This window comes from Methylosinus sp. RM1 (assembly GCF_011378635.1).
Taxonomy (GTDB): domain Bacteria; phylum Pseudomonadota; class Alphaproteobacteria; order Rhizobiales; family Beijerinckiaceae; genus Methylosinus; species Methylosinus sporium.
On record NZ_WOVC01000025.1, the window covers coordinates 1 to 26,154 of the forward strand.

25 protein-coding genes and 1 pseudogene are annotated in these 26,154 nt (G+C 61.3%); 12 read left to right on the top strand and 14 right to left on the bottom strand.

Features of this window, described 5'->3' with window-relative positions; genetic code table 11:
• Positions 1-948: Fic family protein (locus FMZ75_RS15520; RefSeq protein ID WP_207783463.1), on the bottom strand; the 948-nt coding region annotated here is incomplete at its 3' end.
• A gap of 160 nt (positions 949-1,108) precedes the next feature.
• Here FMZ75_RS15520 and FMZ75_RS15525 point away from each other — a divergent pair.
• The 3 genes and pseudogenes from FMZ75_RS15525 (at position 1,109) to FMZ75_RS15535 (ending at position 4,461) form a co-directional block, all read left to right on the top strand.
• On the top strand, positions 1,109-2,545 hold the full coding sequence (locus FMZ75_RS15525) for a DUF6880 family protein (RefSeq protein WP_166144043.1): 1,437 nt from the start codon (positions 1,109-1,111) through the stop codon (positions 2,543-2,545).
• Positions 2,546-2,654: 109 nt separating this feature from the next.
• Entirely contained in the window at positions 2,655-3,287 is a 633-nt protein-coding gene (locus FMZ75_RS15530) for a plasmid pRiA4b ORF-3 family protein (protein ID WP_166144045.1), read from the top strand.
• Between the two features lie 461 nt (positions 3,288-3,748).
• Positions 3,749-4,461, top strand: a pseudogene (locus FMZ75_RS15535) (IS5 family transposase).
• Between the two features lie 71 nt (positions 4,462-4,532).
• On the opposite strand, the gene FMZ75_RS15540 reads toward FMZ75_RS15535, so the two are convergent.
• Together FMZ75_RS15540 and FMZ75_RS15545 are read right to left on the bottom strand one after the other, a co-directional pair.
• Complete coding sequence (locus FMZ75_RS15540) at positions 4,533-4,811, bottom strand: DNA-binding transcriptional regulator (RefSeq protein ID WP_166144049.1); 279 nt, start codon at positions 4,809-4,811, stop codon at positions 4,533-4,535.
• The gene (locus FMZ75_RS15545) at positions 4,808-5,143 is read right to left on the bottom strand and encodes a type II toxin-antitoxin system RelE/ParE family toxin (protein ID WP_166144108.1); all 336 of its coding nucleotides are present in this window, start codon (positions 5,141-5,143) and stop codon (positions 4,808-4,810) included. Before FMZ75_RS15545 ends, FMZ75_RS15540 begins: the two co-directional genes overlap by 4 nt.
• 622 nt (positions 5,144-5,765) lie before the next feature.
• Here FMZ75_RS15545 and FMZ75_RS22185 point away from each other — a divergent pair.
• Both FMZ75_RS22185 and FMZ75_RS15555 read left to right on the top strand, forming a co-directional pair.
• Positions 5,766-6,011 (top strand): hypothetical protein, encoded by a 246-nt coding sequence (locus FMZ75_RS22185; protein ID WP_370464730.1) that lies wholly within the window; start codon positions 5,766-5,768, stop codon positions 6,009-6,011.
• A gap of 465 nt (positions 6,012-6,476) precedes the next feature.
• Positions 6,477-6,737, top strand: a complete 261-nt coding sequence (locus tag FMZ75_RS15555) for a DUF2164 domain-containing protein (protein ID WP_142863723.1) — start codon at positions 6,477-6,479, stop codon at positions 6,735-6,737.
• Positions 6,738-6,869: 132 nt separating this feature from the next.
• On the opposite strand, the gene FMZ75_RS15560 is transcribed toward FMZ75_RS15555, so the two are convergent.
• Both FMZ75_RS15560 and FMZ75_RS15565 read right to left on the bottom strand, forming a co-directional pair.
• Positions 6,870-7,781, bottom strand: a complete 912-nt coding sequence (locus tag FMZ75_RS15560) for a DMT family transporter (protein WP_166144051.1) — start codon at positions 7,779-7,781, stop codon at positions 6,870-6,872.
• A gap of 473 nt (positions 7,782-8,254) precedes the next feature.
• A complete protein-coding gene (locus tag FMZ75_RS15565) occupies positions 8,255-8,524 on the bottom strand; it encodes a hypothetical protein (protein ID WP_166144053.1) in 270 nt (89 codons plus the stop codon).
• A 324-nt stretch (positions 8,525-8,848) separates the two neighbouring features.
• On the opposite strand from FMZ75_RS15565, the gene FMZ75_RS15570 reads away from it, so the two are divergent.
• A complete protein-coding gene (locus tag FMZ75_RS15570) occupies positions 8,849-9,694 on the top strand; it encodes an HAD-IIB family hydrolase (protein ID WP_207783465.1) in 846 nt (281 codons plus the stop codon).
• A gap of 168 nt (positions 9,695-9,862) precedes the next feature.
• Here FMZ75_RS15570 and FMZ75_RS15575 read toward each other — a convergent pair whose 3' ends face one another.
• The 4 genes from FMZ75_RS15575 to FMZ75_RS15590 form a co-directional block, all read right to left on the bottom strand.
• On the bottom strand, positions 9,863-12,028 hold the full coding sequence (locus FMZ75_RS15575; RefSeq protein WP_142864238.1) for an acyltransferase family protein: 2,166 nt from the start codon (positions 12,026-12,028) through the stop codon (positions 9,863-9,865).
• Positions 12,029-12,578: 550 nt separating this feature from the next.
• Entirely contained in the window at positions 12,579-12,725 is a 147-nt protein-coding gene (locus tag FMZ75_RS15580; protein ID WP_166144057.1) for a hypothetical protein, read from the bottom strand.
• Between the two features lie 60 nt (positions 12,726-12,785).
• The gene (locus tag FMZ75_RS15585; protein ID WP_166144059.1) at positions 12,786-14,459 is read right to left on the bottom strand and encodes a tetratricopeptide repeat protein; all 1,674 of its coding nucleotides are present in this window, start codon (positions 14,457-14,459) and stop codon (positions 12,786-12,788) included.
• Positions 14,460-14,806: 347 nt separating this feature from the next.
• Positions 14,807-15,700 (bottom strand): ProQ/FINO family protein, encoded by an 894-nt coding sequence (locus FMZ75_RS15590; protein WP_255461819.1) that lies wholly within the window; start codon positions 15,698-15,700, stop codon positions 14,807-14,809.
• Between the two features lie 258 nt (positions 15,701-15,958).
• Here FMZ75_RS15590 and FMZ75_RS15595 point away from each other — a divergent pair, with 258 nt between their 5' ends.
• Complete coding sequence (locus FMZ75_RS15595; protein WP_166144063.1) at positions 15,959-16,786, top strand: hypothetical protein; 828 nt, start codon at positions 15,959-15,961, stop codon at positions 16,784-16,786.
• 26 nt (positions 16,787-16,812) lie between these two features.
• Entirely contained in the window at positions 16,813-17,235 is a 423-nt protein-coding gene (locus FMZ75_RS15600) for a hypothetical protein (RefSeq protein WP_166144065.1), read from the top strand.
• A 208-nt stretch (positions 17,236-17,443) separates the two neighbouring features.
• Here FMZ75_RS15600 and repC read toward each other — a convergent pair whose 3' ends face one another.
• Together repC and FMZ75_RS21360 are read right to left on the bottom strand one after the other, a co-directional pair.
• Positions 17,444-18,751, bottom strand: coding sequence for a plasmid replication protein RepC (repC, locus tag FMZ75_RS15605; protein ID WP_166144111.1), 1,308 nt, complete (start codon positions 18,749-18,751; stop codon positions 17,444-17,446).
• A 396-nt stretch (positions 18,752-19,147) separates the two neighbouring features.
• Positions 19,148-19,894, bottom strand: coding sequence for a DUF1186 domain-containing protein (locus tag FMZ75_RS21360; RefSeq protein WP_207783467.1), 747 nt, complete (start codon positions 19,892-19,894; stop codon positions 19,148-19,150).
• Between the two features lie 184 nt (positions 19,895-20,078).
• Between FMZ75_RS21360 and FMZ75_RS21945 the strand changes: the two genes are divergently transcribed.
• From FMZ75_RS21945 to FMZ75_RS15625, 4 genes are all read left to right on the top strand, one after another.
• Entirely contained in the window at positions 20,079-20,204 is a 126-nt protein-coding gene (locus tag FMZ75_RS21945) for a hypothetical protein (RefSeq protein WP_255461820.1), read from the top strand.
• Positions 20,205-20,434: 230 nt separating this feature from the next.
• Positions 20,435-20,866: a hypothetical protein gene (locus FMZ75_RS15615; RefSeq protein ID WP_142864541.1), complete on the top strand. Its 432-nt coding sequence runs from the start codon at positions 20,435-20,437 to the stop codon at positions 20,864-20,866.
• A gap of 62 nt (positions 20,867-20,928) precedes the next feature.
• Positions 20,929-22,047 (top strand): hypothetical protein, encoded by a 1,119-nt coding sequence (locus FMZ75_RS15620; RefSeq protein WP_166144069.1) that lies wholly within the window; start codon positions 20,929-20,931, stop codon positions 22,045-22,047.
• Positions 22,034-22,582 (top strand): hypothetical protein, encoded by a 549-nt coding sequence (locus FMZ75_RS15625; protein WP_166144071.1) that lies wholly within the window; start codon positions 22,034-22,036, stop codon positions 22,580-22,582. The genes FMZ75_RS15620 and FMZ75_RS15625 overlap by 14 nt, the downstream gene beginning before the upstream one ends.
• A 236-nt stretch (positions 22,583-22,818) precedes the next feature.
• Here the strand turns inward: FMZ75_RS15625 and FMZ75_RS15630 are convergent, their stop codons facing one another.
• From FMZ75_RS15630 to FMZ75_RS15640, 3 genes are all read right to left on the bottom strand, one after another.
• On the bottom strand, positions 22,819-23,127 hold the full coding sequence (locus FMZ75_RS15630; protein WP_166144073.1) for a hypothetical protein: 309 nt from the start codon (positions 23,125-23,127) through the stop codon (positions 22,819-22,821).
• A gap of 68 nt (positions 23,128-23,195) precedes the next feature.
• Positions 23,196-23,747 carry a hypothetical protein gene (locus tag FMZ75_RS15635; protein ID WP_166144075.1) on the bottom strand — a complete coding sequence of 184 codons (552 nt, stop codon included), beginning with the start codon at positions 23,745-23,747 and terminating at the stop codon, positions 23,196-23,198.
• A 1-nt stretch (position 23,748) separates the two neighbouring features.
• The gene (locus FMZ75_RS15640) at positions 23,749-26,136 is read right to left on the bottom strand and encodes a DotA/TraY family protein (RefSeq protein ID WP_166144077.1); all 2,388 of its coding nucleotides are present in this window, start codon (positions 26,134-26,136) and stop codon (positions 23,749-23,751) included.
• Positions 26,137-26,154: the final 18 nt, after the last annotated feature.

A 26,154-nucleotide genomic window follows, 5' to 3' on the forward strand; every position in this document is an offset into this window, starting at 1 on the left:
CTTGCCGATGTCGATCCCGAGCACGGAAACCTTCGTCTTCATGACCAATCCCTCCGTTCTATCTCCGGCGAGCCTACTACGCCGGAAGGAGGGGCGGGCCATTCCATAAAATTCGAGCCAGCTCTCCCAAGCGCCAGTTTCGCCCACCTCTTGCAAAAGACGATAATAGTCCGCGCGATGCGTTTTCAGATAAAGGCTGAGATAGAGGAGGGGAGTCCGCAGCACGCCATTGGCGCACAGGAACAGCGTGACCAGAAGGCGCCCCACACGACCATTCCCGTCGAGAAACGGATGAATGGTCTCGAACTGGACGTGAAGCAGCCCGGCTTTGATCAGCGGCGGCAATTGCGATCCGGTTTCGTGAATGAAGCGCTCGAAAGCGTCGAGACAGCCGCCGAGCTCACTGGGGGGCGAGGGCACGAACAGCGCGTTGCCGGGCCGCGTACCGCCGATCCAATTTTGCGAGCGCCGAAATTCGCCGGGATCTTTCGTCTCACCACGACCGCTCTGCAGGAGGCGAGCGTGGAGTTCACGAATGAGTCTAAGCGAGAGCGGGAACTCTTCGAGCCGTTCGAGCCCGTACATCATCGCGTCGACATAATTCGAGACTTCCCGGATGTCGTCGATCGATTGGGCCGACGACGCCTCCGTCTCGAACCGAAGGAGATCGGCGAGGGTCGACTGCGTGCCCTCGATTTGCGAGGAGAACACGGCTTCCTTGCGGACATACATGTAGAGAAAAAGCTCCTGTCGCGGCAGCAGGACGGCTGCGCCATCGAGCCGGCCGAGCGCTCGCTCCGCGGCGCTGACGCGACCGAGAAGAGGCAGGAGATCGATGTCCCGGCTCGGCGGCAGGGGAGGGGGAACGAAGGCGCGCACGACTTCGCCGCCGACAGTCGCTTCTCCGTAGCGACCAAGCCGGAACCTACGGGAATTCTGAGCGCTCATGGGCGCAGTATGATCCAGACTTCGTATTTGAGCACTCCGGCATCGCCTTAACTGGTCGGCCTGAGGCTTTAAGACGCCTCAACTTTGCGGGCGTCCCACCCGCGCCGTCCAGGTCACAGTGGGACGCCTCCCGAAATTCAATTCGGCTATAATCTCCGTTATGCCGCCGAAAACCACACTCACCCCCCAAAACCTCCAAGCGCTCGGCGCGGAGCGGCTCGCCGAATTGTTGATGGAAATCAGCAGTGGCGATGCCGCGGTAAAGCGTCGCTTACGGCTTGCGCTCGCCGGCGCTCGCGGTCCGTCCGACGCCGCACGAGAAATTCGCAAGCGCCTCGCTTCGATCTCCCGGCCCGGCGCCTTCATCGATTGGCAGAAGCGCCGCGCGCTCGTCGACGACCTGGAAACGCAGCGACGCGCAATCGTCGATCACGTCGAACCCGCCGATCCGAAAGAAGCGCTCGATCTCATGTGGAGCTTCACGGGTCTCGCCGCTTCGGTGTTCGCGCGCTGCGACGACAGTAGCGGAACGATCATCGGGATTTTCCACCGAGGCGCAAAGGATCTCGCTCGCTTGGCCGAGACCGCGCGTTGTGACGCAATGGAGTTGGCGGACCGCACCTATCAGGCGCTGCTCGCCAACGACTATGGACAATACGACCATCTCATCGCCACGTTGAGCGGTTCGCTCGGCAGCGCCGGTCTCGCGCATTTGAAGCAGCGTCTCATCTCGCTGTCCAACGAGCCGATAAAAAGGATCGAGGATCACGAGAGGCGCAAAATCGGCTGGTCGGCGAGCGGTCCTATCTTCGAAGACGAGATCCAGAACCGCCATCGGGCCAGCGTCATCCGGTTTGCATTGAGCGACATTGCCGACGCGCAGGGCGACGTCGACGCCTTCGTTGCGCAATATGACAAGCGAGCGACGAAGTTTCCGAAGATCGCGGCGGAAATTTCCCGACGGCTCACCGCTGCCGGCCGCGCCGACGAGGCGCTGCAGATGGTGGAAGCCGCGGAGCGCGGGCGCGCCGACCGCCCTGAGTTCGAATGGGAAGACGCGCGCATCGCGGCGCTCGAGGCGCTGGGTCGAAGCGAAGACGCGCAAGCAGCGCGTTGGTCGTGCTTCGAGCGCTTTCTGTCAGAGCGGCATTTGCGCGAGCATTTGAAACGCCTTCCTGACTTCGATGATATCGAGGCGGAAACAAGAGCGCTCGACATCGTCGAAAGCCACGCCAATTTCCAACAGGCGCTGTGGTTTCTGGCGTCATGGCCGGCGCTCGATCGGGCGGCGAAACTCGTCCTACAACGCTCTCAGGATCTCGACGGAGATCGCTATGAAATTTTGACGCCGGTCGCAGGAGCCCTGGCCGGGAAACACGCATTAGCGGCGACGCTAGCGCTGCGCGCCATGATCGAATTCGCGCTCGATCAAAGTCGAACCAGCCGCTACAAGCACGCGGCGCGCCATTTGCTGGAATGCGCCGGGTTGGCCGCAAATATCGGCGACTTCGGAAAGCACGAGACCCACCAAGCCTTCGTGGCCCGGATACACGGCAAACACGGCAAGAAGACTTCGTTCTGGTCCAACACCGCCTGAGCGCCTCTCGAGCGGTTGGTCGTGCGATCAAAAGGCGGTATCAAAGCAGACTTTAGAACGCGTGCATCGAGCGATGTAAGAGTCGATCGACAGCGAGATCGGGTTCGTCATGCCCTTTGAAGAATTGAACGCGGCTCAGGTTCGAATTGAAATCGCTGGCGTCTCGCCGCCGATTTGGCGACGCCTCATTGTTCCGCTTTCGTGGAACCTTCACCAATTGCATCTCGCGATTCAGGCCGCCTTCAATTGGTGGAACTACCATCTCCATGAGTTTCGGATCGGCGGGTTGCGCTACGGCGACTTGGAAATCGAAGACGACGTCTGGTCGGATATGGATCCCCGAGTGTTCAATGAGCGCGAAGTGCGGCTGGCGGACTTTTCCGGCGAAGACCGAATTGCCTTCGGCTATCGTTACGACTTTGGAGACTGTTGGGATCACACCGTCGAGATCGAGGACAAGCTCACGCTCCCGGTTTCACCGAGGCACGCAACATGCGTCGCTGGCGCTCGGGCCCGCCCGCCGGAGGATGTCGGCGGGAGATACGGCTATGAGAATTTCCTCGGGATCATTTCTGACCGTAAGCACCCGGAATATCGCGAGATCCTGACCTGGTGCGGCGGGCATTTCGACCCGGAGTGGTTCGATCTCCCGATCGTCGACAAGGGCGTGCGGAGTGCGCTGCGGCCCGGCGTGAAACGTCGCCTTCATCAGCAGAAACCGCGGAAAGAAAAAGCGAAGTGATTTTTAAACTGGCCCGCACTCGCGAGTTGGCAACCCGCGCTTTCAGGAATTGATAGCGCCGAGCCATTGAGAAAAGACCGTCGTGTGACGGCACCCGTCGGTCGAGACGCTGAAGCGACGAGCGGATTGGAACGGGGAGGGGACCGCCGTAGCGGTCCAGTCGGGAGCTTTTCTTTCACTCGCTTCGGCTGTCGTTGCCGACCATCGGCGGGCGCGCGTCCATCCCGCCGAGATCACGGTGTTACCAGCTGTGCCGGCGAATTCGAAGCCTTCCTCTCCTCGCCAGCATAACGGCCGAGCCCGGTGGATCTCGAAAACGCCTATTCCGCTCTCAAATTATCGGACATCAAAATCCGCTCGACAACTAGGGCCTGTTGGGATTCAGGATTCCCATTTTTAGCTTGGCGTGATTCAAGCTTTGGATGGATCGATTCGTATTGACGGACGCGCAGTGGGCGAAGATGGAGCCGCTCTGCCTCGGCAAGGCCAGCGATCCCGGCCGCAGCGGCAGGGATAACCGACTTTTCGTGGAGGCGGTGTTGTGGATCGTGCGCACAGGAAGTCCCTGGCGCGATCTGCCGGAGCACTTCGGCAACTGGAGCACCGCATACACGCGTTTTCGCGACTGGGTGAAGGCCGATGTCTGGCAGCGAATGTTCGACGCGGTCTCTGAAGAGCCCGACATGGAATATGTCATGGTCGATGCGACAATCGTGAAGGTCCATCGCCACGGTCAGGGCGCAAAAGGGGGGCTTCGAGCCAGGCCATAGGCAAATCCAGAGGCGGCATGACCACAAAAATTCTGGCGCTCACCGATGCGCTCGGCAATCTCGTGCGCTTTCGTCTGATGCCGGGGCAGCGTTTCGACGCCGTCGACGTGCCTCCGTTGATCGAAGGATTGTCTTTCGCGGCGCTGATCGCCGACAAGGCCTTCGACAGCAACGCCATCATCGCAGATCTCGACGAGCGCGGCGCCAAGGTCGCGATTTCACAACACCCGCGCCGCAGTCAGCCGCGCAAAATCGATCTGGAGATGTATAAATGGCGGCATCTGATCGAAAATTTCTTCGGTAAGCTCAAAGAGTTCAAACGCATCGCGATGCGAGCCGACAAGACAGATCAGAGCTTCTCCGCCATGATCTATCTCGCCGCCGCCGTGATAAGCTCACGGTGAATCCCAACAGGCCCTAGGGCGCTTTGAACACGGACAAAACAACAAAAGCGCCGCCGAGAATTCGCCGCGCGTCATGCCACAAGCGCCCTTTTGACGGCTTCCGGCTCCCGTGCGATCACGCGCAGCAACATGGCGGCTGGGCCGCTGACCGCACGCTGACCCTGCTCCCATTTGCGATAACCGGATAGGCTCATCCCCATGAGGGGAGCCATCTCTGACTGCGTCAGCCCCGCAAGTTTGCGGACCTCGCGCGGATTTACGGGAGCGTGAACGACAGCCGGCCCTTCACCCTTCACATGCGCCAGCGCTTCGCCAAGAGACTGGATCAGGTCTTCTCCGAACGCGGTCATCTCTTCTTCCTCGCAGCCTTGATCGCATCCACGAGCGCCGCGGCGCCCCGCTTTTCCTCGGGAGTCAAATCGACCTTTTCGTTCTTCTGGTAGACCAGCAGTGCGTAAAGCGGGATCGAGTCATCGAGAAAATAGTAGACCACCCGAGCGCCGCCACGTTTGCCTCTTCCAGAAGCCGCAAATCTGACTTTACGCACTCCACCCGTGTCAGGGATCACGTCACCGCTGAGCGGGTTGTCGGCGAGGAAGGAAATGAGTTCGGCCTTTTCGTTCTCGTCGAAAAGCTTCTCCGCTTGCCGCGTGAATGTCGGGGTTTCCGCCACAGTTTGCATCAAACCTAGTAACCCATTGGGTTGTATTTGTCAATTAGCCCGGATCGAGAGCTGAAGCGGGATTGAATTCTTCGTTTGACGGTGCATCCGAAGGCTGACGTTCGCCTCCGCCTCATAGTGGCGAGCAGGAGAAAGCCCGGGAAAACAGCTTTTTTGTCGATTTGCGGCCCGAAAGCTCGCCTCCAGAGCCGTTCCGAGGCTTGATTTCAGCGGCTGCGGCGACGGGTTTCGGTCCGGTCTACTAAGGAGGAATGGGCATCTCCTATCACTTAACCTATAATCATATTCACTTGCTTAACGATTCGATTCCCGCCGAATTAAAAGGGCTTAGGTCTTCCCAGCTCGGTTTCATTCGAGCGCCTGTAAGCGCCCTTCGAGAGCGCGTCGGACGCCCTCGCGCGTTTCAACGAGCGGCTTCGCCTAGTCCCGTCGCGGAGGCGTTCACTCTCCGGGCTGTAGAGAACCGCCTATAAGCCGATCTCGGAAGCCCGGCCCCGATGTGTCTTTCGACGGGGATCTCGCCGACTTGCCCGAGCCCATGCGCTGGCGCGAATGAATAGGCCGCGTCGAGGCGCCAATTTTTTCCGCGCGCGATCCGGTACCCCGCGAGACGTTCGCGCGGCTGGTCGGGCAGAGGTGCAATCTCGACGATCTTCACGCAGACATCGTCGACGAACTGCGCGGGCGTCCCTACGACATCATCTCCGTCGCTAGCTGCTCGCAGTTTCGCACGCAGTCGCATTTCGCCGGCACGATCCGCACGGCGGGCTCGGGCGTGCTGCGCGACAGCGGTGCGCCCGAATTGACGCCCACCGACTTGCTGGCGCTGACCGCCATCGCTTATCTGCAGCCCGCGATCTGGGCGTAGCTCGCGCGGCTCGCCGGCCGAGAAATCAGCCGCGACGTCATCGGCCGGCTGAAGCGTCTCGTTCTCATCGATGGCGCGTTGCGCGCGCCCGAGCGCGGCGCGCCTTTCGCCTATGTCACGACATGGAAATTCGGCCCCGGCAGCCTGCGCGAGCTCCCCGACCTCGAGCGGCTGGAGGACGAGGGCCTGCTGCAGCGCCCGGGCGCCGACGGCGATCTCGACCGGAACCTGGGACTGCGCGACGAAGAGCGGGAGACGGACGAAGACGCCGCCGACTTCGCCGACGGGGATGGACATCGATCGGCCGATTGATGAATCTGGCTCTCAGCGCGACCGGCCGCCGAGGACGGGTCTCCAATCGACGCGCCAGACGTTTTCCCGCGCGATGCGGCAAACAGCGTCGACCAGGGCCGTGAGTCGATCGGCTCGGAAGAAGCGAAGCTCTATGCGTGAAAGGAACGCGCGGTGGCGATCGAGATACCGAAGGAGTCTGCGAAGGAAGCGGTCTTGTCGATTCGACGCTATTTCGAAGAGAATATGGACAGCGAGATCGGCAATCTCGCGGCGGAGGGCCTGCTCCAATTCTTCGTCGAAGAGATAGGTCCGATTATCTACAACAAGGCCGTCGCGGATGTGCAGAGCAGGCTGCAAGCCCGCGTAGCGGAGCTGGATGTCGAGATTCATGAGGACGCGTTCGGCTACTGGCGGAAGCGCCGGCGCCGCTGATCCGGACATGATAGGCCGTCAACCGTGACGCTGCGTCCGGCGCCTCCTCGACGATCCCGTTCAACTCCGACAGTGAACCGCGGTTCAGCTTCCGGACGGCGACGGGCATATCCACTTCCCCTTCAACGACCTTCAACGGGAAGGGCTCCTGGAAGCTGCACGCACACCGAGGAGCACGAGGGCCGTGCCGGTGAGCTGAATGGCGGTAATCGCCTCGTCAAGCAGCAGCCAGGATATGAACATGGTCGCGATCGGTCCCAGCGCGCCAATAATCGCCGTGTTAGCGGCGCCGATCCGCGCGATTCCTTCCGAGGTCAAGAAGCTCGGCAGGACCGTCGAAAAGATCGCGAGCGCAAAACCATAGCCATAGACCACCGCGGGCTGCTCGAGGAGCTGGGAGGCGGGCCCGGTCAGGCTGAAATGCAGTAGCGTGCCGCCCGTCGCCGCCAGCATGGCGAGCGCCGTATATCGCTTGGCGCCGAGGCGTCCGATGATTTTCTGACTGCCGATCAGATAGACCGCGTAGGCTATTGCGCTCAGCAGCACCAATAACACGCCGTCGACCCAGGCTGGCGTCGCGCCGGCCCTGGCGCGATCGTCGAGCAACACGAGCGCGAGGCCGAGATAGGCGACGCCGAACGCCAGCACGTCGTTTCGCGTGATCGGCCGGCCGAATACCAAGGCGGACAACAGGACGACGATCAGCGGATAGGTGTAGAGAACCAGCCGCTCCAGATCCACGGAGATCCGGACAAGAGCAGCAAAATCGAGGAGACTTGCGGCGTAATAGCCAACGAGACCAAAGGCGCCTATCCCGAGGAGATCCCGCGCCGACAGGCGCACGGCACTGCGGCTCAGATACGCCGCGACAGCGAGATACACGGGCATGGCGAAAAGCATGCGCAACGAGAGCAAAGCTTCCGGCGTCAGGGGATAGGCGTAGGCGAGTTTGACGAGAACCGCCTTGGTCGAGAACAGGACCGCACCGAGCGCCGCCAGCGCGACGCCGAAATTGCGATCTGTTCCCAGGCTTGCCTCGGTCATGGCTCTGCACGGCCCTTTCGACATTCGACAAGATTTCGATCGTAGCGGCGGTCAAAGACGCCATGGGCGCCGGGCGCCGGGCGCCGAGCTCATCCGCGCGCGAGCAGGTGTAGCATAGGCGCCGGTCGAGAGCCCCTCGGATTTGCGCGGCAGCTCCTCGCAGAGAGCGAACAATGTCTCGAGACCAATGTCGCCGTTCGCGCCACGAGGCGCGCCTGCGGCGGTAAGGCACGTCGGCTCCGATAATTCCATTTGATCGCCAGAAGCTGGCTGTCCGCGACGTCCGAATTTGCACGCGCCGGAATTGATCGACCTCGCGAATTACGGCGCCACAGTGCAAGTTCTCCGATGGCGGCAACATTGCTGATGAGCGCGAAAGGAGCGCAATCAGCGAACTTTCATAGGCTCTGGCAAACAGTCATGCTCCACATTGGATCCCAGTCGGCGTGGGCACTGGCTCTGAGAATCCTTGGTCAGAGCTGATAGACATAGGATTTGCTTACCTTGTGTCGTTTGGCGATCTCGGCGACGGGAACGCCGCTTTTGCGTTCCGCCCGTAACGCCTTACGGAAAGCTGCGAGTTCCTTTCCGGACCGTCGGCCGCTGGCGCCGCCGGCAGAAGCCCGGAGACCCTTCCTCTGTTTGCTCTGCCCGGAATCCTGCTTCTTCTCCGCCGCGAGAATCGCCTGCACGGTCCCGACGATCTTTTCTAACTGGCTAATTTGACGTTTGGTAAGCGGCATAGTCGACTCCCGAATCAGGTTGACGACAGCTACACGAACTTTCCGGCAACGCAAGTTTCTCCGCCCTATCGCTCGAAGCGTCGAGGATCGCAGGAGCCGGAAGATGCCGGAAGTTCGATAGGAAGGCGGCGCGCGTGCCCTGCGGCGGCATAGGCGCGAATCTGGCTCAACGTTGTGGTAAAAGCACTTTTCGAGGCGTTCGATGTGACAACGACAAGGCGCCGCCGAATGGGCGACCACGTCCCAATCGAAAATCGTCTCACCAATGAAAACGATCCTCGCGCCAAGATGAAGCGCCCACATTAAGCCAGACGGGAGAAAGCCTTGAGGCCTTTAGCCGAAGCCGACATCTCGGAGTTCCGCAACGTCCGCTTCGTGCTGACCGACATGGATGAGACCCTTACCTTTCGCGGCCGCCTCGGCGCACGCACCTATGATGCACTCGAGCGCCTGCAGAGAGCAGGGGTGAAAGTAATCCCCGTTACTGCGGCGCCCGCAGGCTGGTGCGATCAGATGGCCCGGATGTGGCCAGTGGACGGGGTGATCGGCGAGAACGGCGGATTCTTCTTCGAGCGCGCTGAAGGTCACCGCCTCGTGCGCAGCTTTTGGCACGGCGCGAACGATAGGGCCGACGTGTGGGGCCGCCTTGCCGAGATCGCGCGAGATGTTCTTGCCGCCATTCCGGGCGCAACTTTCGCCGAGGATCAGCCCTTCCGGCAGACGAGTATCGCCTTTGCCCGACCGGAAGACGCTGACGCGCGTGCCGCTATCGCTTCGGCGATGCGTGCCGCCGGAGCCGATGTGACTGACAATAATCTGTGGGTGCTGGGGTGGCTCGGCGGCTACGATAAGCTCGCCATGACGCGTCGCGTTCTGGCGACAAGCTACGGCGTCGACATCGAAGTGGAGCGCGATGCAGTGCTCTATGTTGGGGATTCGTTCAACGACGCGCCCATGTTCGGCTTCTTCCGGCACACAGTCGGGGTCAGCACGATCACGCGCGACCTTCCACAGATACCGACTCCTCCGACTTGGATTAGCGAGGGGCCGGGGGGCGACGGCTTCGTCGAAGCCGCTGACGCGGTTCTGATCGCAAGGAATCTGCAAAGCGCCCGCGGGCAAGCTTCTGGCGCCGCTTGGGCGTTCGGGACCGCGAACGAGGAACTCTGACCCCAAGCGGTCATTCGATATCGATAAGAATTTCGTGCAGACTCCTCGAGGATCAGAACGTGTTCGAGGCCAAACGGTGTCCGCGTCACGGCCTTCCGGTTTGGGCGCGTTGCGTTATCAAAGCGATCTAATTCGTATCAGCAATTCTAAATCCCCTCCCGCGCTCGGTCAGCGCGAATCGGCGGCCTCAGGCAGCGGCGGGAGTCCACGCTGCGCCATTTCCTCTGCAAAAGCGGGCAGTAGCACCCGCCCGCCATAGCCGGACAAATGATCGCCGTCGAAGAACAATGGCCGCCCATCGCGATAGATTCGACATTCTGTGGATTCGCACAACAAAGGCATCGGATCCCACAGCGTCACGGTGGGAAACTCGCGCTGCAAATCAGCGAGAAACGCCATGACTGGCCGCCGGTGCGCCTCCTCCTCCGCGCGTGAAACTGTGTCGCCATAGGAGCAGACGGGATTGCCACGGTCGAACCAGTCCGCGCAGCGCAGCGACGCGGTTTTGAATAGCGGCTTGGGCGCCTCGACGACGATGGCCACCCCGGGCTTGGTCAACACCCGCAAGGTTTCGCGGGCTAGGTCCAGTGAATGCAGCTGCGCCATAAAGGCGGTGATGTCGGGAAACGACGGCTCGAGATCGGCGCCAAGCTGGTTGCGCATGCGCAATGTCCGCAGGGCCGGCAAGAAAATCACGTCGCCCGGCTTGGTTTCCGCAGCGAGAGCCTGTGCGACCTCTTTCCAATAGATCGGGCATTCGAGCGAAAAATATATGGTCGCAAGCAGCGGACAGCCGTTGAAATCGCGACGCACGACCCGAACGCCCGTGCGCAGCGCATAAAGCTCCGCCATGGTCATGTAGGCCCAAGAATGGCTGTCTCCGACGATGTGCAGCGTCTGCGCCGTCGCCGGTCCATCGCACCCCGCGCGAGTGACGATGTTGATCGTTTCTCCGCCGGACTTCTTCTTCGTCGTCGATACGAAGCAGCCCCGCGCGTCCGGTCCTTTTTCATCGTTGTAATTCGGGAACCAATCGGCCGAATGCCGCGACACCACACTCAGCGATATCGATGGCGTTGCGAGGTAGAGGGCGCCGATCGCCGCCGCGGTCGCAACGCATCCGGCGAGCGACAGACCGATGGCGCGCCGCGGCCCGCTCAGCAAGGCGCCATAGCGCAACGGCCGCTCGATATAGGAGTAGGAGAAGGCTGCGAGGCTGAAGCCGATCGCCAAAGCCGCCAGCTTCGAGGAGAGCGTCGTCAGGCCCGTCGTCCAACGGAAAATTACGAGAACCGGCCAGTGCCAGAGATAGAGCGAATAAGACGCTGCGCCGATCGTAATCATCGGAGCGGAGCTGAGCGCTCTCCCGATCGGGCTATTCGGCGCGCGGCCGTGCAGGCCGACGATGATCAAAAGGGCGCCGGCGACAGGAAGCAGGGCGCCCGGAACGGGAAAGGCATCCGAGTGCGATGTGACAAATCCGAGACCGACCAGACCGGCGCCCGCATAGGTCGCCGCGAAACGTTCTGGCTCTCTCGAGCGCATGTCGAATTCCCCGCGCATGACGAGAAAAAAATAGAGTGCGACGCCGAGGCCTATCTCCCAGAAGCGCGCGGTGCTGGAATAGAAATTCGCGGCGAAGCCGCCCTTGCCGAAATCGAACGCCGAGCCGAACGAGACGAGTGCAAGGCCGAGCAGGGCGGTAACGATGACATGCGGTCGCAGCCGCGATCGCATCAGCGCGAATAGGAGAGGAAAAATGAGATAGAACTGTTCTTCCACCGCCAGCGACCAAGTGTGCGTGAACGGGTTCATCTCGCCGGCGTTGGAGAAATAGTCCGCCTTATACGCCAGGACGAGGTTCGATAGGCCGAAGCATGCCGCCAGCGACACCTCGCGAAAGGAACCCGAAATCTGGCCGTAAGGCACGAAAAGAACGATGAAAAAAAAGGTCGTAACCAACATTGCCAGCAGCGCCGGAGCGATGCGGCGCAGTCGGCGCGCATAGAAAAACGCGAGAAACCGTCGCGCCCCAGACCAACGGTAGTCATGCAGCGAGGCGCTGACGATGAAGCCGGAAATGACGAAGAAGACGTCTACGCCGGAGTAACCGCCTCTCAGGAAATCGGGCGCGGCGTGAAAGACAACGACGGCAAGGACCGCGATCGCTCGCATGCCGTCAATGTAGGGGTATAGGGGTCTCGGCGGCGGTTCGGATCTGGGGCGCTCCCCCCGCGCGGACGCAATCTGCTCCAATGTTCCGCCGACCCGTTCCTGCATGACTGTCGCCGCTTCACCGTCGCCTGAGGCGCTCGCCCCGGAACGGGCGTTCATAACACATCGGACGCGTTGCGCCCTCACGTCGCCGCGCCGAACGCCAACTCAGGCAATCCTGGCAATGCCACAGGGCCATGTCTGGCAAGCAAAGTCGAAGACAGAGCTTCCTCCAAAATCTTCAAACGTGGCCCGAGGTCATCGAAACTCGGGAGGCTCGAGAATAGGTCACTCCTGACGCACCCGGGAGAATATGCCTTGTTCATCCTCTTGGGGAAGGTCGGCTCATGGCGCATCCTCGCCATTAACGAACGCAAGACGTTTGTTCGAACGTCACGCCACGAGCGCCCGTTTCACCGCTTCCGGCTCCGCCGCGATCACGCGTAACAGCATAGCGGCCGGGCCGCTGACCGCGCGCTGGCCCTGTTCCCATTTCCGGATAGCCCGACAGGCTCATCCCCATGAGGGGAGCCATCTCCGCCTGCGTCAGCCCGGCATGCTTGCGAATCTCGCGCGGATCCACAGGAACGTGAACAACAGCCGGACCATCGCCCTTTCACATGCGCCAGCGCTTCGCCGAGCGACTGGATCAGCTCTTTTCCGAACGCGCTCATTTCCTTTTCCTCGCAGCCTTGATCGCCTCGACGAGCGGCGTGGCGGCGCGCTTATCCTCGGCGGACAGATCCGGTTTTTCGTTCTTCGGATTGACCAGCAGCGCGTAGAGCGGGATCGCGTCGTCGAGAAAATAATAGACCACTCGCGCGCCGCCACGCTTGCCTCTTACCGACGAGCATCAATTGCGCAGCATCGCCCGGCATCACGAGCTCGTCTTCGTTTGCGCCCTCAACCAGAGCTTCGCCGGAGCCCCTGTACTAAGTCGCCGCACTGTATCGAGGAAAATGGCGGCGATTTCATCCATCAAAGGATGATGGAGCCCGACCTCGCAGAATTCACTGAATTCCTCGCGAATTGTCTGCTCCCACGTCGGCGCCACGAAGACGAGATATCCGATATCCTCATTGCGCAATTCGCCGCGGCATTTCAAATATAGCTGCCGCGCCTCGTCCGTCCTCCCGGCAAACATGAGCATATGGGCCTCGGCGATATCGCGTCTCGTCCGATGCGTCTCTAGAGGTCCTCGATCCGCGACACTGATGCCTTCGCACAGGTCTCTGGTGGCCGCGGCGCGGTCTCCGATCGCGAACCAGGCCAAAGCCCGCAAACGATAGGCGTCGAGATCGGCAGGACGCTGCTCGATGACCGCCGTGAAATCGGCGATGGCTCTGATGTGATCGCCTTTGGCGCGCCATGCCCGGCCGCGATAGCGAGTGGCCTCCACCTCGCCAGGTTCGCGTGCGAGAGTCTCGGTGAAGTCGGCGATGGCAAGATCATGGAGACCCGCAAAAAAATAAGCGCCGCCCCGATGCAAGAAGCTTTGGGCCACCAAATGGGGATCGGCTTTTTCGCCGAGCTCGATCGCTTTGCTGAAATCGGCGATCGCTGCGTGATATTGCGTGGCGCCGTAACGCAAGGATCCTCGATCGATATGATACCCAACGAGCAGATCGTGCCAAAAACAGCGATCGTCATCGCGCGCGACTGCGGCGCTCAAATCGGCGATGGCGAGGTCGAAGTCCTCCTCTCTTCGCGATTTTATCCATCTGGCGTAATAGGTCTCGGCGCGATCGGCGTAGAGATCCGGGGTCGCCGCTTCGGAGCATAGACTCAGCGACTTGGTAAAATCGGCGATGGAAGCGTCGAAGCGCTCGACCGCGCGATGAGCGCAGGCGCGCCACTTGTAGGCGTCGGAATTCCTCGGGGCGAGCGAGATGGCGCGATCGAGGTCGGCAATCGCGCTGTTCGAATAAAGACGCCTTTTCGTTGGCTTATTCTTCAGTCGATCCGCTCGGCGCGCAAACGTCTCACCGCGCGCTACATAAGCTTCCACACGTGTCGGGGCGATTCGAAGACACTCGGTCAAATCTGCTATAGCATTGTCATATCGCGACTTTTGGAGCCAGCAGCACCCTCGTAGATAATAGGCCTCGTCGGAACCGGGGTCGAGCGTGAGCGCCCGCGTGAAATCGGCGATGGCGGCGCCGAGCTTGTTCAGCAAGCTCAACAATTTCCCGCGTTCGAGAACCCTGTCCTTGTCGTCGGGTTCCATTTCCAGCACTTTGTCGAGGTCGGCTATGGCACGAGGCAGATCGTCCAAGCGTCGGTAGAGAAGCGCTCGAAAGGAAGGCCAAGCGGCGTTTTCGGGATCCACCTCGATGGCGCTGGTCAGATCGGCGATCGCGCGATCGCGATCGCCGAGGTCGAGGTGGAGGAATCCTCGCGTCGCGTATGCGTAAGCGTTGCAGGGATCGAACGCGATCGCCTTAGCGAGCTTGTCCAGCGCGTCGGGCACATCGCCCCTTTCAAGCGCCGCGACGGCCTGCTCGGTCGCCCTGTCGGTCAGACGAGGAATCGGAGTGCTCGTCCCGGCCATCGCTATCTTTTCATCCCCGATTCCTTAGTCCGAAATGAAGAGCGTCGACGTCCACGAGAGAGCCGTCTCGAAACGAAAGTATAAACCTTCCGGGGCGACCATTCGGGCCAATCGCATTGATAGAACCGGGTTCCTTCGGAGTCGAGTCCATCAATCCGAACCCAGGCGAGAGCCGATTGAGAACTCCGTCTCGGAATGCCGACGATTTGGCGGGTTCGGCCCGAAAGAAAATTCCTTGCGGACCTGCACGTCGTCATCGAGGGGGGAGGCAGCCAGGAACGACAATATGCTCGGTCTTCTCGTCCGCGCCGAAAAGCCCCTCAGCTCGCGGCGCGTCGTCCGCCAACCTATGTCGGCGCCCCCATGCCGACTTGGCAGGTAGTGGCGCCAGACGCGGAGGCCCGGTCCGGCGCGGACTTTGGTCGAGCGGTAGGGCCTTCGGCGGCGAGTCTCGGTTTGGCAGACATCGGGGATTGAGAACCGACATTCTCGCGCTGCCCCTTTTCGTCCGCCGCCACTCGCGCGGCCTTGATCCTATCGCGAAGAAAGGCGAGGCGGCGTTTCGCGTTGATCGCTTCCTGCTCGGTAACGAATTGCGTCATCGAGCCGTCCAGGTCGACGCGCGGCGCCCCGGGAATCATCCCGCGCAAATAATCGAGGCCGGTCACATAGACCCATAGAGCCTTTCGCACCTTCGCCAGATCGAGGTCGGGGCGGCGTTCGAGGATATCGCCGTGTATGCCGATCGCGACCGCCGGCCGGCCGCGGACGTCGCGCGGTTTGAAGCAGGCGGGAAAGCTCGTCACCAGCTCAGTGAGCACGGCATGACCTTCGCTCGCCGGGACCTTGCGGGATCGCGCTCTGCTCTCGAACTCGAGAAGGAGGCGCTCTGCCTGCCGAATCTCATCGGATGTGATCGCAGCTCGCACGACGCCATCGAGATCGACGCGCGGTAGTCCGGCGATCAGGCTGCGGTAATATTCCGGGCCGGTGGTGTAGACCTGCAGAGCCCGGCTCAGCCGGTCGGGATCGATGTGAGGCCGGCGGAGAAGGATGTCCGCTTCCACCCCGATGGCGAGCGGCGGTTGGTCCTTTGCGCCATGCGGTTTGAAGCAGGCGGGGAAGGCGTCGATCAATTCATCGAGGAGCGCGCGAACTTCGGCATGGGAGCGCTTTTGCGCCTCCTTATCGATCGAGCGCCGCGGTTGGTCTGCTGCTTGACGCTCTGTCGTGTCGGTCATTAGGACCCGTCTTCGAGATTGGTGAAAATTTCAGTGACTGGCCAACGGGTTCGCTCGATTGCGGCTCCTTATGATCGAGCGCGCAGGACGCGCCGGTCCCCGTCGCAATCGCGCGGCGCCGCGAAGGTCACGCGCCGCCGGAGAGTTTCGCCCGAATTCTCCCGGCATTGCAAGAGCGTCCCGTGATCGGGAAGTTTCGATAGAGATACGCGCACCTCCATGTTCGGCTCGGGACGTCTTCTGACACAAGGAGGTCCCATGTCCACATTCATATTTCATCCAACCTATCGCGGTGACATGCCACGTAGAAACGTGACGAGGCTCGCAGTCGCTCTCTTGCTGGCGTTCGCTGTCCCCGCCTTCGCCGGCGATCCTGTTCCGGTTACGGAAAGAGGGCTCCCACAGACGGTTCATCCGACGTATGCGGAGAAGGGCGCGCCGCAATTCTCCTATCCGACCGGCTCGACCGATGTCGGCTCCGGGGGAGGGAATAATCCCGGCGGCGGCAACGTCGACTACACCGCTTGCAGCGGCTGCGATCCGTTGCAAACTATGAACGCTCAATCTTGGGGCGGCCAGGCGTGCGACGCCGCGACGACGGTCGGTGTAAGCTGCGCGTCGCTTGCCGCCACCTGCGTCATGGAATCCAACTGCAGAAACGTGCAAGGGACTGGTACAGTCTCGGGCGCGTTTCAAATGACCAACGCGACTTATACGGAGACGATCAATCAGGCCGCGGCCGATAATCCAAATGCCGGAATCGACACGAGCCTCGCCGGCAAGAGCGATCCGGCCAATGAAGCCTGGGGCGCAGCGCAATACGAATACAATGGTGCCACCTATCTCCAAGAGAACGGCATCCCGGATCCCACATTCACCGACGTGCGAGGTTACTACCAATTCGGACCGGCGACCTCCGTCACTTTGGCTGACGCCAAGAACAGCGACAATCTCGAAGAGATTGTCCGCTTGTCGCCTCAAGCGATGGCGGCGAACGGCATCACTGCGACGACTACGGTCGGCGACTGGCGGCAATCCATCGCCAACCGCGTCGGCCCCGCTGCCGGACAGACCGTGCTGAATTAGCCGCATTACGCGAAGGAGAAAGCATCATGACACCATTATTCAGCTCGATGTTTGCCGCAAGCCTCCTGGTGACGCAGACCGGAGGGGCCGGCGATTTCACTTCGGTGAGGCCGATCGAAGGCTATAAGTGCTTCAGAGTCTACATCCCGGAAGAACGGAGATTTGATCGTAGCGCGGTTCCTCCGGTGTTCGCGGCGCCGACCGAGGCTTCCAAGCTGATTGGACATAGCGGGGTGGCCGCTTTCGTAAAATGGCCGATGAACGAGGTCGATGGCTTCGTCGAGATCATATGGGGAGGTCAGGGATTAAAGGCCTGGATCCACAAGGACGTCCTACGCCCCTGGCGAACGAAGGTGAGTCCGGCTGGCCCAGCATCCGAATGTGTGCCGACGCTGATGTCGAACGGCAGAATCGGAGTCGGCAACGCCCTCCCGTATAAGCATGAGTGACAGTCCGCTCGAGCACCGTCCGCGGATGCTCGGGGAATTCTGAACCGCGCCATCGCCCTGACGTGCTGTCGTGGCGATGGCGTCTCGAGACGACCAGCGACCGGCTCGAAGCGCCGCCGGCGCCGGGGAGCGCCGCCGACGCGGTCGAGCAAAATGCGCTCTGCCGCATCACCGCGCGCCCAATCAATTTTCCACGTAGTGATATCGATCACCCGCCGGCTTCGCGACAGGCCGTGGATTTCGACGCTCTGCGTCGCAGCAAGGTCATGAGCACTGGCCCGATGGAGAAGTCGCCTTGCTCGGCCTTCGCCGTGATGACGCGCAGATAGCCGCCGGCGGATTTGATTTCATCGCCACGCTGCAGAATCGCCGCGACGACGATCGCTGCGTCACGTTCGCCCAGGACGTCCAGCGCGTGCGCCCAAGCGTCGGGCGAGACGCCCAGCGCGGGTCTCACGATCGCGGCGGCGGCCCGAAAGTCGGCCCAGTCGCCGATCGCCCCTCCCTTGGCGTAATCGACGATATCGGGGCAGGCGGCGAGCGTCATTGGGAGCGAATAGACGCGTGGCGCCGCGCGCTGCTCTCCGGCTGCCCGGCCGTGGATGAGGGAGGGATCACTGCGCTCGGCTCTCGCGGCGCCGGGATCTGAACCGCTCGGCTCGGTCCTTTCGGGCCTGCCTTCACGACGGCCGAGATCAATATCATTCAGGTCTGTGATTTGATTCTGTAGGTGGCGCTCATTCGGGGCGTCATTGGCGCTCATATTTCCTTCTTTAGCGCGCGTTTCCAACTGCGTGACGATTTCTTCGGCGAGCACGGCGAGCTCGTTCGCGAGGGCGTCGAGATCGGCTCTCGACAGAGACCGCGCGTAGCGTCCGGCTACTGACAGATATTGTCGGCGCCAGCCTTCCCAGTCCGCAGGAATGGCCTCCTCCAGGCCGGTCGCGATCATTTTGACGATGTCGCGCCGCATCAGCGATATCCGTTCGCGCAGGAGCGCGGTCGCGCTGTCCTCCGCTCGCACCTCCTCGGCGAGGCGCTCGATCTCGGTCGCCCGCGCGACGAGCGGAGAGAGATCGAAACCGAAGACTGCTTCGATCTGTCCTTGCCGTCGTCGTACGAAGCGTTTGCCGTTGGGAGAATCGCGTCGAATGATGAGCCCCGCATCGACGAGGCATGCGAGAAGGCGGCGCAAGGTCGACGGCGCCATGCCGTGCGCGCGGAGCGAAAGCTCCTTGTTCGAGGGAAAGACGACAAGGGCCGCGCCGACGTTCCTCGGCGCAGCGAGCGCGGTCTCCGGGTGGCAACTCAACAGAGCGTGTAGGACGGACAGCGCCCGATCGGTGACTCCGAGCAGCTTCTTCGCTTCGGTGAGGGAGCGAAACAGCCGCCATTTGTGGACGACGGCGTCTGTTCCGCTCGGCTCACTCGCAAATTCGCCGGTAGCAATCTGAGTGGCCACCATGGCGAGCGACAGCGGCCGCCGCCCAAACGGCGTCGTTAAATGTGTCTGCACGATCCTTCGCCTTTTCTCGTTCAGGCAAAAGAAATCCGCTCGCCGAAACGGCGCCGACTCTTGACAGTGATGCTCCGAAATGATTCCCTGACGTTGCGAAGGTTCAGGGGCTTCCGGAGCGGCGACGTTTCGGAGGCCTAATCTTTTGCGTGATGAAACTCCTGATCGTTTGGTTTGAAAACGGTTCGGCCGCATGCGCCGTCGACGGACGCGGCGAATTCAATGCAGTCAATATCGAACGCTATCGCTCAGTCTCCTTTGTTCGATGATGGGCTGACGATCCTCGGGGCGTGACCGCCCGAGCACGGGTCATGCGCCGTCCGAAGTTCAAACGATTCATGCGCGTCGTTCCAAGGCCTCACTCGTCGTCCGCGTAAACGGTGGGACATCAACGGACTACGGGAGATGCGCTTTCAACTCCTCGTATGCGCCCTCGAACGGCGAGAAATCTTCATTGATATACTCAGTGTCCGGTCGCGCGATCGCACGCTTCAAATCCGCGTCGAACTCGTCGATCTCATATCCGTCGAATCGCTCCGCCGCGATCGCCTGGAGGACGAGCGGCCGAAGCTCAGACAAACCGAGATGCGCCGCGAGCGACGCCCAGCCGAGCCAGACGATGGGGTAATCATCTAGCTGCTCGTAGATGTCGACCAGGAAATTGGCGACGACTTCTCGATCGATCTTCTCTTGATACGCGAGCATAGCAATCGCGTTGACGAGGATATTGTAGCGCGCGATTCTGTGGGCCTTCGGATCGCGCACGGCGTCGAACAGAGGTTCGGGATCTCCGTCGAACACGGCGGCGATGACGCGGTGGCCGATTTCGTCGAACGCGGCTTCGAATTCCACACGATCGGTGAATTGGGGACAGCGGATCAGGCGGGCGATCGGGCGATAGGCGCGCTTATCGCCCCATTCGCCGAGAACGAAAAAGATGAGCATCACAGGAGTGGGGCTTTCAGCACGCACTTTCGCAGATGCAGAAAGATATTTCTCGATCGCAATCAGAAAGAGGGGAAGCATCTCGTCGCGTCGGCGCGAAGCTTCTTTGAGAGCGCCTTTCGGCAAGCGCCCGTCGGTAAGATGGCGTCGAGTGAGTGATCGCAAAATCTTTTCGGGAGACATGGCGGAAGATGTCATGAATGCTCCTGATGAACGAGGACGCGCCGGACAAGATGCGGCCTCTGAAACGTAAGCGAAAATCCCAACGAGAAAAAACGGCGTCGCCCTGCTTTCGTTTTTCCGCGTCTCCATCAGAGTCGTTTTGCATCGGAAGCGGTCGTCGCGAATCGAAGCGCGCCGATTTTGACGCGGCTCTGCGCGAATGTTGCAGAACGGCGGCGCGCCGCAGCCGATGTGGAACTTTTTGGTGCGACGAAATGACTCACTCGACACGATCGGGATTTTCGACGCGCTCGATCGCCGGACGCCGAAAAGGCTTGAGTCGTGAAAGGAGCTTACGACGCGAGCGTGACTGTGGCGACGCTTCCTGACACAGGAGCCGCGGGGGATTGCGTAGGGGCGAGCTTGCTGTATTCTCGAGATCGAGAGCTGTGACGATGGCGGCGCGCGGTTTTCATCCCTTATTTGCGTGCGCGCCGAATTCGATGCAGCGACGATGAAAGCGGAGGCGCTACGTGCGTCACGCAATATAATTTCATTCGAGCAAGGGGCCGCGAAATGACCGCATCATTGCCGCGTCGCAAGCAGCCGCGCGTTACGATTGCCGCGCAAGAGCCCACCGATTTACGGGAAGACGAGCAGCAAGCGCTCATTCAAGGGAGGCTGCTTCGAGAATGCGATGAAACAGTGTTCCGGTTGATGAAGCTTTCTCGTCAAAGAGTCACTAACCGGGCTTCGAAGGGACGAAAGCTGCGTGACCAACGACGCGGCGTCGATGATATTCGAGATATCGAGCATTTGATTGAGCAGATCGTGGCGACCGCCCCGGAAAACGAGGACGAAGTGATGTGCAAAGCGGCGGTCTATCGAGAATATGCGAACTTCAGCGACAGGCAACCGGATTTGTTGGCAATCATGGTGCAAGACACTAGCCGCGAGCTGGAGCGACGTCTCCTGGGACTAAAGAAGCATCCGACCGGTGAGAACTGAATTTTAGCGGCTCATATTCGCGCAGGAGTCACCTAGCGTCAGGTGGTCGAAAGGAGACCACCATGAAGTGGCATTCGCTTACGATCGCCGCCATACTCGCCGCGACGCTTACCCTGGGCGAACCAGGGACATCATTGGCTGGAACAGAGAATGACGCGGTTGGGTCAGGAGGCCTGCCCGTGTCCGAATTGCCGAAGGGCGCCACGAACGTGACTCTCGGCGCAACGAAACTTTCTCAGCTTGCAGCGGAACTCGTCGAGCGGACGCCGGCGCTCAATCATCTCGCGAAAGCCGGCGCGCAGCTGTTCGATGCGGGGGGCGCGCATGGCCTGCGCGCGGTGGTCGCGCGCCAGGGCGAAGAGTTCATGATCTTGCAGGTCACGCCGGACGGCGAGGCGATCGTCGCGGGCGTGCAGACCGACTTGTCGGCAGATCTGCTGCTGACGATCGCCGGGCGCGGCGAGCCACGGGTCACGGAGCTCGGGATAAGCCACGGGATGCGTGGGCTATTCGTGCGCAATGGACGACAATTCCAGGTGTTCTACGTCACGCCCGATAGCGAGCGGGTGATCCCGGGCGTAATGTGGGACGCGAGCGGAAAAAACATCACGCGCGAACAAGTCGCGCCGCTGCCAGGGGTGGCGCCGACCGTGACGATCGGAGGCGAGAAGGAGACTGGAGCCGTAAGCAGCGCTGGGCGCAGCAAGGCCATCTCGGCATTGGAGGCCGCCCATAGCGCGACCTTCGGAACGATCGGCTCCGAAGCAGCGCCGCGGATCTACGTCTTCATCGATCCGTTGTGCGGATATTCGGTCCGCGCCCTGCAGCAGTTGCAGCCGTTCGTTGCGGCCGGGAGAGTGCTCGTCGCGTTCATACCCGTGTCGGTGCTGGACTACGAGGATGAAGGCCGAAGCACCAAGAGCGCCTTGGCGATGTTGAGCAAGCCCGCCGATCAAATGGCGACGGCCTGGTCGCGTGGTGATTTGAACGGGCCGCCCTTGAACGGAGCGGAAGAGCTGCTTCGACGAAACATGGCGATCGCCGAAGCGATCGGACTGCGCGGGACGCCGACGGTGATCTGGCGCAAGCAGGACGGTTCCGACGGGCGCGTCGACGGGCTGCCGGAGGATTGGGATGCGGTGATCACGTCGATAGGGAGCGAAAGCCATGCGGCGCGATAGATGGAAGCCGAAGCGATCGGAGACACCAAAACGGATCTCGCTGCTGCACCGAGCGTGGAGCGGGGTGAAGTGGATCGGCTCCATACCGGGACGTGCGTTCCCGAAACACGAAGTGGCCGATGGTGGTCGTGTATTGTCGGGGTTGCTCGCGGAGGTTCGTCGTGGCGTGCGAGGCGATGCGCGGTTCAGAGTCGATGAAGATCGCCATTTCGATCTCGAGGCGACTGCGTTTCTCCATGGCATGAAGGTTTGGCAGGTCGAAAACCTCATGCAGCGTCGTCGTCGCCAGACCGCGCTTTCGGCCTATATCTTTTTCGGCGCGGGGTGGGCGCTTTTCGCCTACTGGCTATTCGAGATCGCGATCACGCCATGGGCGTCCTGGAGCATAGCGCCGGTTCTGGAGTTTGCGCCGTTCTGCTTATTTCTGTTTCTGACAGCGTTCCAAAGCGCGTTGCAAAATTATCAGCTCAGAACGCGGCGGCTGGCGACGGCGTGGGAATATCTCACCACGTCCGAGCAATTCTGGCCGAGCTGAAACGCGCTCGCATTCTCGACTCGACGCCGCCGAAATCGCCGGCGGCGTCGATGCCGGCGAAGCGAAACGCACGGCGCCCAGCAAATTCCGATCGATCTCCAGCATGACGAAAAAGGCTCGGGCGGTGCGCAGGTTTTGTCCGCGCATCGCTCGACGCATTCGGCCAGCAACGGCGAGCGAGGCCGGCTCGCTCGCGCGAGTCGGCCGATCGGCCGACGATCGCGTGCGTCCTACGATCAGAACGTGCCGGGAGGAGCGTTGCGGGAGCCTCCCGCCGCGCCGGTCGCCCAAGGCGCCGATTCGTAGTTGGGCCGCGTAGCCTGGGTGGAGGGTTCCGCCGGCTTGACCACGGTTCCGTTCCTATCGATCACCGGCGGCCGCCATGTGGCGTTGGCTTCGCCATAGGCGGCATAGGGGTCGTAGAAGGGATGCCGGACGGTGGGTGCGGGAGGCGCGTCGTAATCGGCGGGGGCGTGGACATTTCCCGAGGAACACGCCGCGAGCGGGATGGAGAGGCAAAGTAGGGGAAGAAAGAGAAGTCGCATGGTGGTCTCCTTTGGAGAGGCCAATCATGCGACGAGGCTGCGCATATTTGGTGCTCTATCTGGACGGGTCAGCTGTCGAGCGTTCTCCAAAGATAGGCGATGCGCGGCCCGAGAGCTTCGGCGCGGCAAAGGATCTCGCCCTTCGACCACGCGTCGACCATCTGATAGACGATAGACTTGAGCTCGGCATATTCCGGGCACCCAGCTTTGCCCTGCTCAGACGCTTTGAGCAGGGTCCAGAGAGATTCTTCCATCCCCCTTCTGAAATCCTGCGTCTTCGACAGCTTCCTGCGGTGCTCCTCGCCCCGGCGATCCGAGATCGCCAGCGATTCCCGCAGAGATTCGACCTCTACAGTGAGCTGAGCATTGCGCTTCCGCTCATTGTTGAGGACGTCCATCCAGGCGTTGAAATCTTTGATATGGATCGAACGCCAGCCGGCGCGATACTCGGCATCTTGCCGGGCGTTGAGATTGCGCAGGGCCGCTTGTTCGCCATTGCGAAAGCCATGCCTTTTGCCATCCTCAAAGCCATCGGCTTCACCACTCGAATAGCCGCTAGAACGGCCCGCCGCATACCAAAGGAGGCCACTCCCGGAGCCGGGTTCGTCGTCGTCACTCATCTCAGGCCTCCTTATTATGATCTCCGATGTCCGTTTGCGCGCTCAATGTCGAGTCCACGCTTCCGCCTTTCGCCGAGCCATCACGGGGGGCAGTGAGCTGCTTCCTCGGAGCCGACAGCGCGGGGGTCGTGGACGATCCTACACCGCTTTCGCTGCTTTGTCCTGCCGAGCCAGACAGTTGATTTCTCGCGTATCTATTGATCGTCTTGATTGTTCCCTCGGTGCCGGTCCACGCGGCCGCCTTGCTGAACTCGTCCATGTCGACCCGGTTCGCCGGCGAGAAGCCGAGCATCTTCGGGACATGATGCGGGATGAGTGAGATCAGTCCGAAGGCTTTAATCGCGACGACGATATGCAGCAAGACGAAGATAGCCAGGAGCACCACGAGCCCGATCAGATTGGTGACGAACCAGCCCCTTTCGAGAACAAAATGCACGGCGACTCCAAAGCTTATGCGGATGAGCCAGGAGACCGACGAGAACACGAAATAGCCGGCGAAGAGACCGAGCAGCATGAGGACCGGCCGGAAGAGCACGTTGAACAGTAGCTCATAGACCTGGACGGCGCGACCATGCAGGCCCTCGCCGTCGAATGTCATATGGGCGACCATCATGAGCGGAACAGCGATCACCGCTTCGATCACGAGGATCAGATAGCCGGTCACGCCCGCGATCCACATCACCCAAGGGATCATCGGGAGGACATAGGCGATCATGATCCCGGGAATGAGAAGCGCCAGGAGACCGAAGAACAGGGGCGTCAACAGCGCCTTGAAGACGTCGGAGACCGTGGCGAGTCCCGCGGCGGCGGCGGCACCCGCGAAATTGCCCGTGAGAAGAGCAAAGGCGGCCGCCCCCGTCTGAACGGTTCCAGATGACGCGGCGATCGCGAGCCCATAAGCGGTCAGCGCCGCGGTCATGAGATATTGGCCGAGCGTGATGAGCGAGCCGAAGGGGTCAGACCACTGGTTCGACGTCGGAGAGATGCTGTTCGCGATATAGTTCAAGAGCGGCTCGTTGAGATTGATCGAACGAAAAACGCGCTCGATCCAAGAGCCGCCTTCACGAGCCGCGGCGTTGCCGAATGTGTCGGCGTTGCCTGCCGGCGGGTTAGCGCCGTCGGCCGTGTTCACATAAGTGCGCAGCTGCGCGAGAAAATTGTCGCTGGCCTGGATGAGCGGCGCGAGATCGGTCTTGAGCGCATTGCTCCATCCGCTGTAGCTCGGGCCGTTGACGATCGGCAGATCATTGAGCAGGGACAGTGTGCGGCCGTTCAATTGGGCGAAGGTCAGATAATAGGAACCGGCCGAAGCCCATCCGAGCGTCGACAAATCGGTCGTCGTGTTGTTGATGAGACCGAGTTTTCCGGCCCGCGCATCCTGGGGTTTGATGGCGTTCTGTAGCTGCTTCTGAGTGTCGCTAGCCGCAGAGGTGAGCTGCTGCGTGTAGTCGCGGGTCGCATTCTGATAGGCGGCGAGCAGCGGGGTGAGCGCGGAAGTCTGTTTGGTCTGCCAATAGCTTTTCGCGACGCTTTCGGCGACGGGACGAATATCCGATGTGATGACGTTCTGGAGAATTTCTTTCTGTTTGGCGGTCATATCCGTGTTGACCCCGGCGATCGGCTGCTGCGCGCCGGATGGCTGGTTGACCGTGATCGTGCCGCAGCTCGGCGAGCCGGTCTGATTGCCCGGGGACAATGAATAGGCCCAGGTGATCGAGCCGGAGACGAGCGTCGGCGTCGGGGCCGGCGCGATCTGCGGATTGGCGGTCGCCTCGTTGACGAACGCCCGGCAGAGCTCGTTCTCCATGACGCCGAGAACGATGTTCTTGGTGCCGGGGACGATCGGCGTGGCGATGACCATCGCATCGGGTCCGATGGCCTTGATCGCGAATTTGAAGAGCGATCCCGCCATGCCGATGCCCCACATGGAGGTTTGGACGACCGCTGCCTGACCGATGGAGAAGCCGGACGTTATCGGAAACATCATGATGGCGGCGAAGCCGATCCTCACGACGAACATGGAAGTCATCGCGTTGGTGAGGAGATTGCTGGTCTCTGCGGTGCGGTAGATATTCCAGATGGTCAAATAGCAAACGTAGAACATACCCAGAGCCATGGAGAAGCCGGTGAAGCGCCCGAGCAGCTCGCCGATCACCGTGGCGGCGGAGCCGGTGCAGGTCGCGGACTGCGCGCCGCCGTTGCAGCTACTGCCGTTGATCGGAAATACCGCCTTGATGACTTCCGCGGCCCAGTCCAGGCCAGGATCGAGGGCGGACCAGCTGACGTCGTAATTCGGAGCCGCCGGGGCGGCGGATTGGGCGAGCGCCGGGGCGCCGCAAGCCAGGGCGATGAGGGCGATCGAGAGAGTGGGAAAGATTCGGCGTGACATGGTGTCCTCGCGTGTCAA

Excerpts from the sequence above, each read along its gene's own strand:
- FMZ75_RS15525 (WP_166144043.1), top strand. The coding sequence starts at position 1,109 with ATGCCGCCGAAAACCACACTCACCCCCCAAAACCTCCAAGCGCTCGGC.
- FMZ75_RS15530 (WP_166144045.1), top strand. The coding sequence starts at position 2,655 with ATGCCCTTTGAAGAATTGAACGCGGCTCAGGTTCGAATTGAAATCGCT.
- FMZ75_RS15540 (WP_166144049.1), bottom strand. The coding sequence starts at position 4,811 with ATGACCGCGTTCGGAGAAGACCTGATCCAGTCTCTTGGCGAAGCGCTG.
- FMZ75_RS15545 (WP_166144108.1), bottom strand. The coding sequence starts at position 5,143 with ATGCAAACTGTGGCGGAAACCCCGACATTCACGCGGCAAGCGGAGAAG.
- FMZ75_RS15560 (WP_166144051.1), bottom strand. The coding sequence starts at position 7,781 with ATGACCGAGGCAAGCCTGGGAACAGATCGCAATTTCGGCGTCGCGCTG.
- FMZ75_RS15565 (WP_166144053.1), bottom strand. The coding sequence starts at position 8,524 with ATGCCGCTTACCAAACGTCAAATTAGCCAGTTAGAAAAGATCGTCGGG.
- FMZ75_RS15575 (WP_142864238.1), bottom strand. The coding sequence starts at position 12,028 with ATGAACGCCCGTTCCGGGGCGAGCGCCTCAGGCGACGGTGAAGCGGCG.
- FMZ75_RS15585 (WP_166144059.1), bottom strand. The coding sequence starts at position 14,459 with ATGGCCGGGACGAGCACTCCGATTCCTCGTCTGACCGACAGGGCGACC.
- FMZ75_RS15590 (WP_255461819.1), bottom strand. The coding sequence starts at position 15,700 with ATGACCGACACGACAGAGCGTCAAGCAGCAGACCAACCGCGGCGCTCG.
- FMZ75_RS15595 (WP_166144063.1), top strand. The coding sequence starts at position 15,959 with ATGTCCACATTCATATTTCATCCAACCTATCGCGGTGACATGCCACGT.
- FMZ75_RS15600 (WP_166144065.1), top strand. The coding sequence starts at position 16,813 with ATGACACCATTATTCAGCTCGATGTTTGCCGCAAGCCTCCTGGTGACG.
- FMZ75_RS21360 (WP_207783467.1), bottom strand. The coding sequence starts at position 19,894 with ATGACATCTTCCGCCATGTCTCCCGAAAAGATTTTGCGATCACTCACT.
- FMZ75_RS21945 (WP_255461820.1), top strand. The coding sequence starts at position 20,079 with ATGTTGCAGAACGGCGGCGCGCCGCAGCCGATGTGGAACTTTTTGGTG.
- FMZ75_RS15615 (WP_142864541.1), top strand. The coding sequence starts at position 20,435 with ATGACCGCATCATTGCCGCGTCGCAAGCAGCCGCGCGTTACGATTGCC.
- FMZ75_RS15620 (WP_166144069.1), top strand. The coding sequence starts at position 20,929 with ATGAAGTGGCATTCGCTTACGATCGCCGCCATACTCGCCGCGACGCTT.
- FMZ75_RS15625 (WP_166144071.1), top strand. The coding sequence starts at position 22,034 with ATGCGGCGCGATAGATGGAAGCCGAAGCGATCGGAGACACCAAAACGG.
- FMZ75_RS15630 (WP_166144073.1), bottom strand. The coding sequence starts at position 23,127 with ATGCGACTTCTCTTTCTTCCCCTACTTTGCCTCTCCATCCCGCTCGCG.
- FMZ75_RS15635 (WP_166144075.1), bottom strand. The coding sequence starts at position 23,747 with ATGAGTGACGACGACGAACCCGGCTCCGGGAGTGGCCTCCTTTGGTAT.
- FMZ75_RS15640 (WP_166144077.1), bottom strand. The coding sequence starts at position 26,136 with ATGTCACGCCGAATCTTTCCCACTCTCTCGATCGCCCTCATCGCCCTG.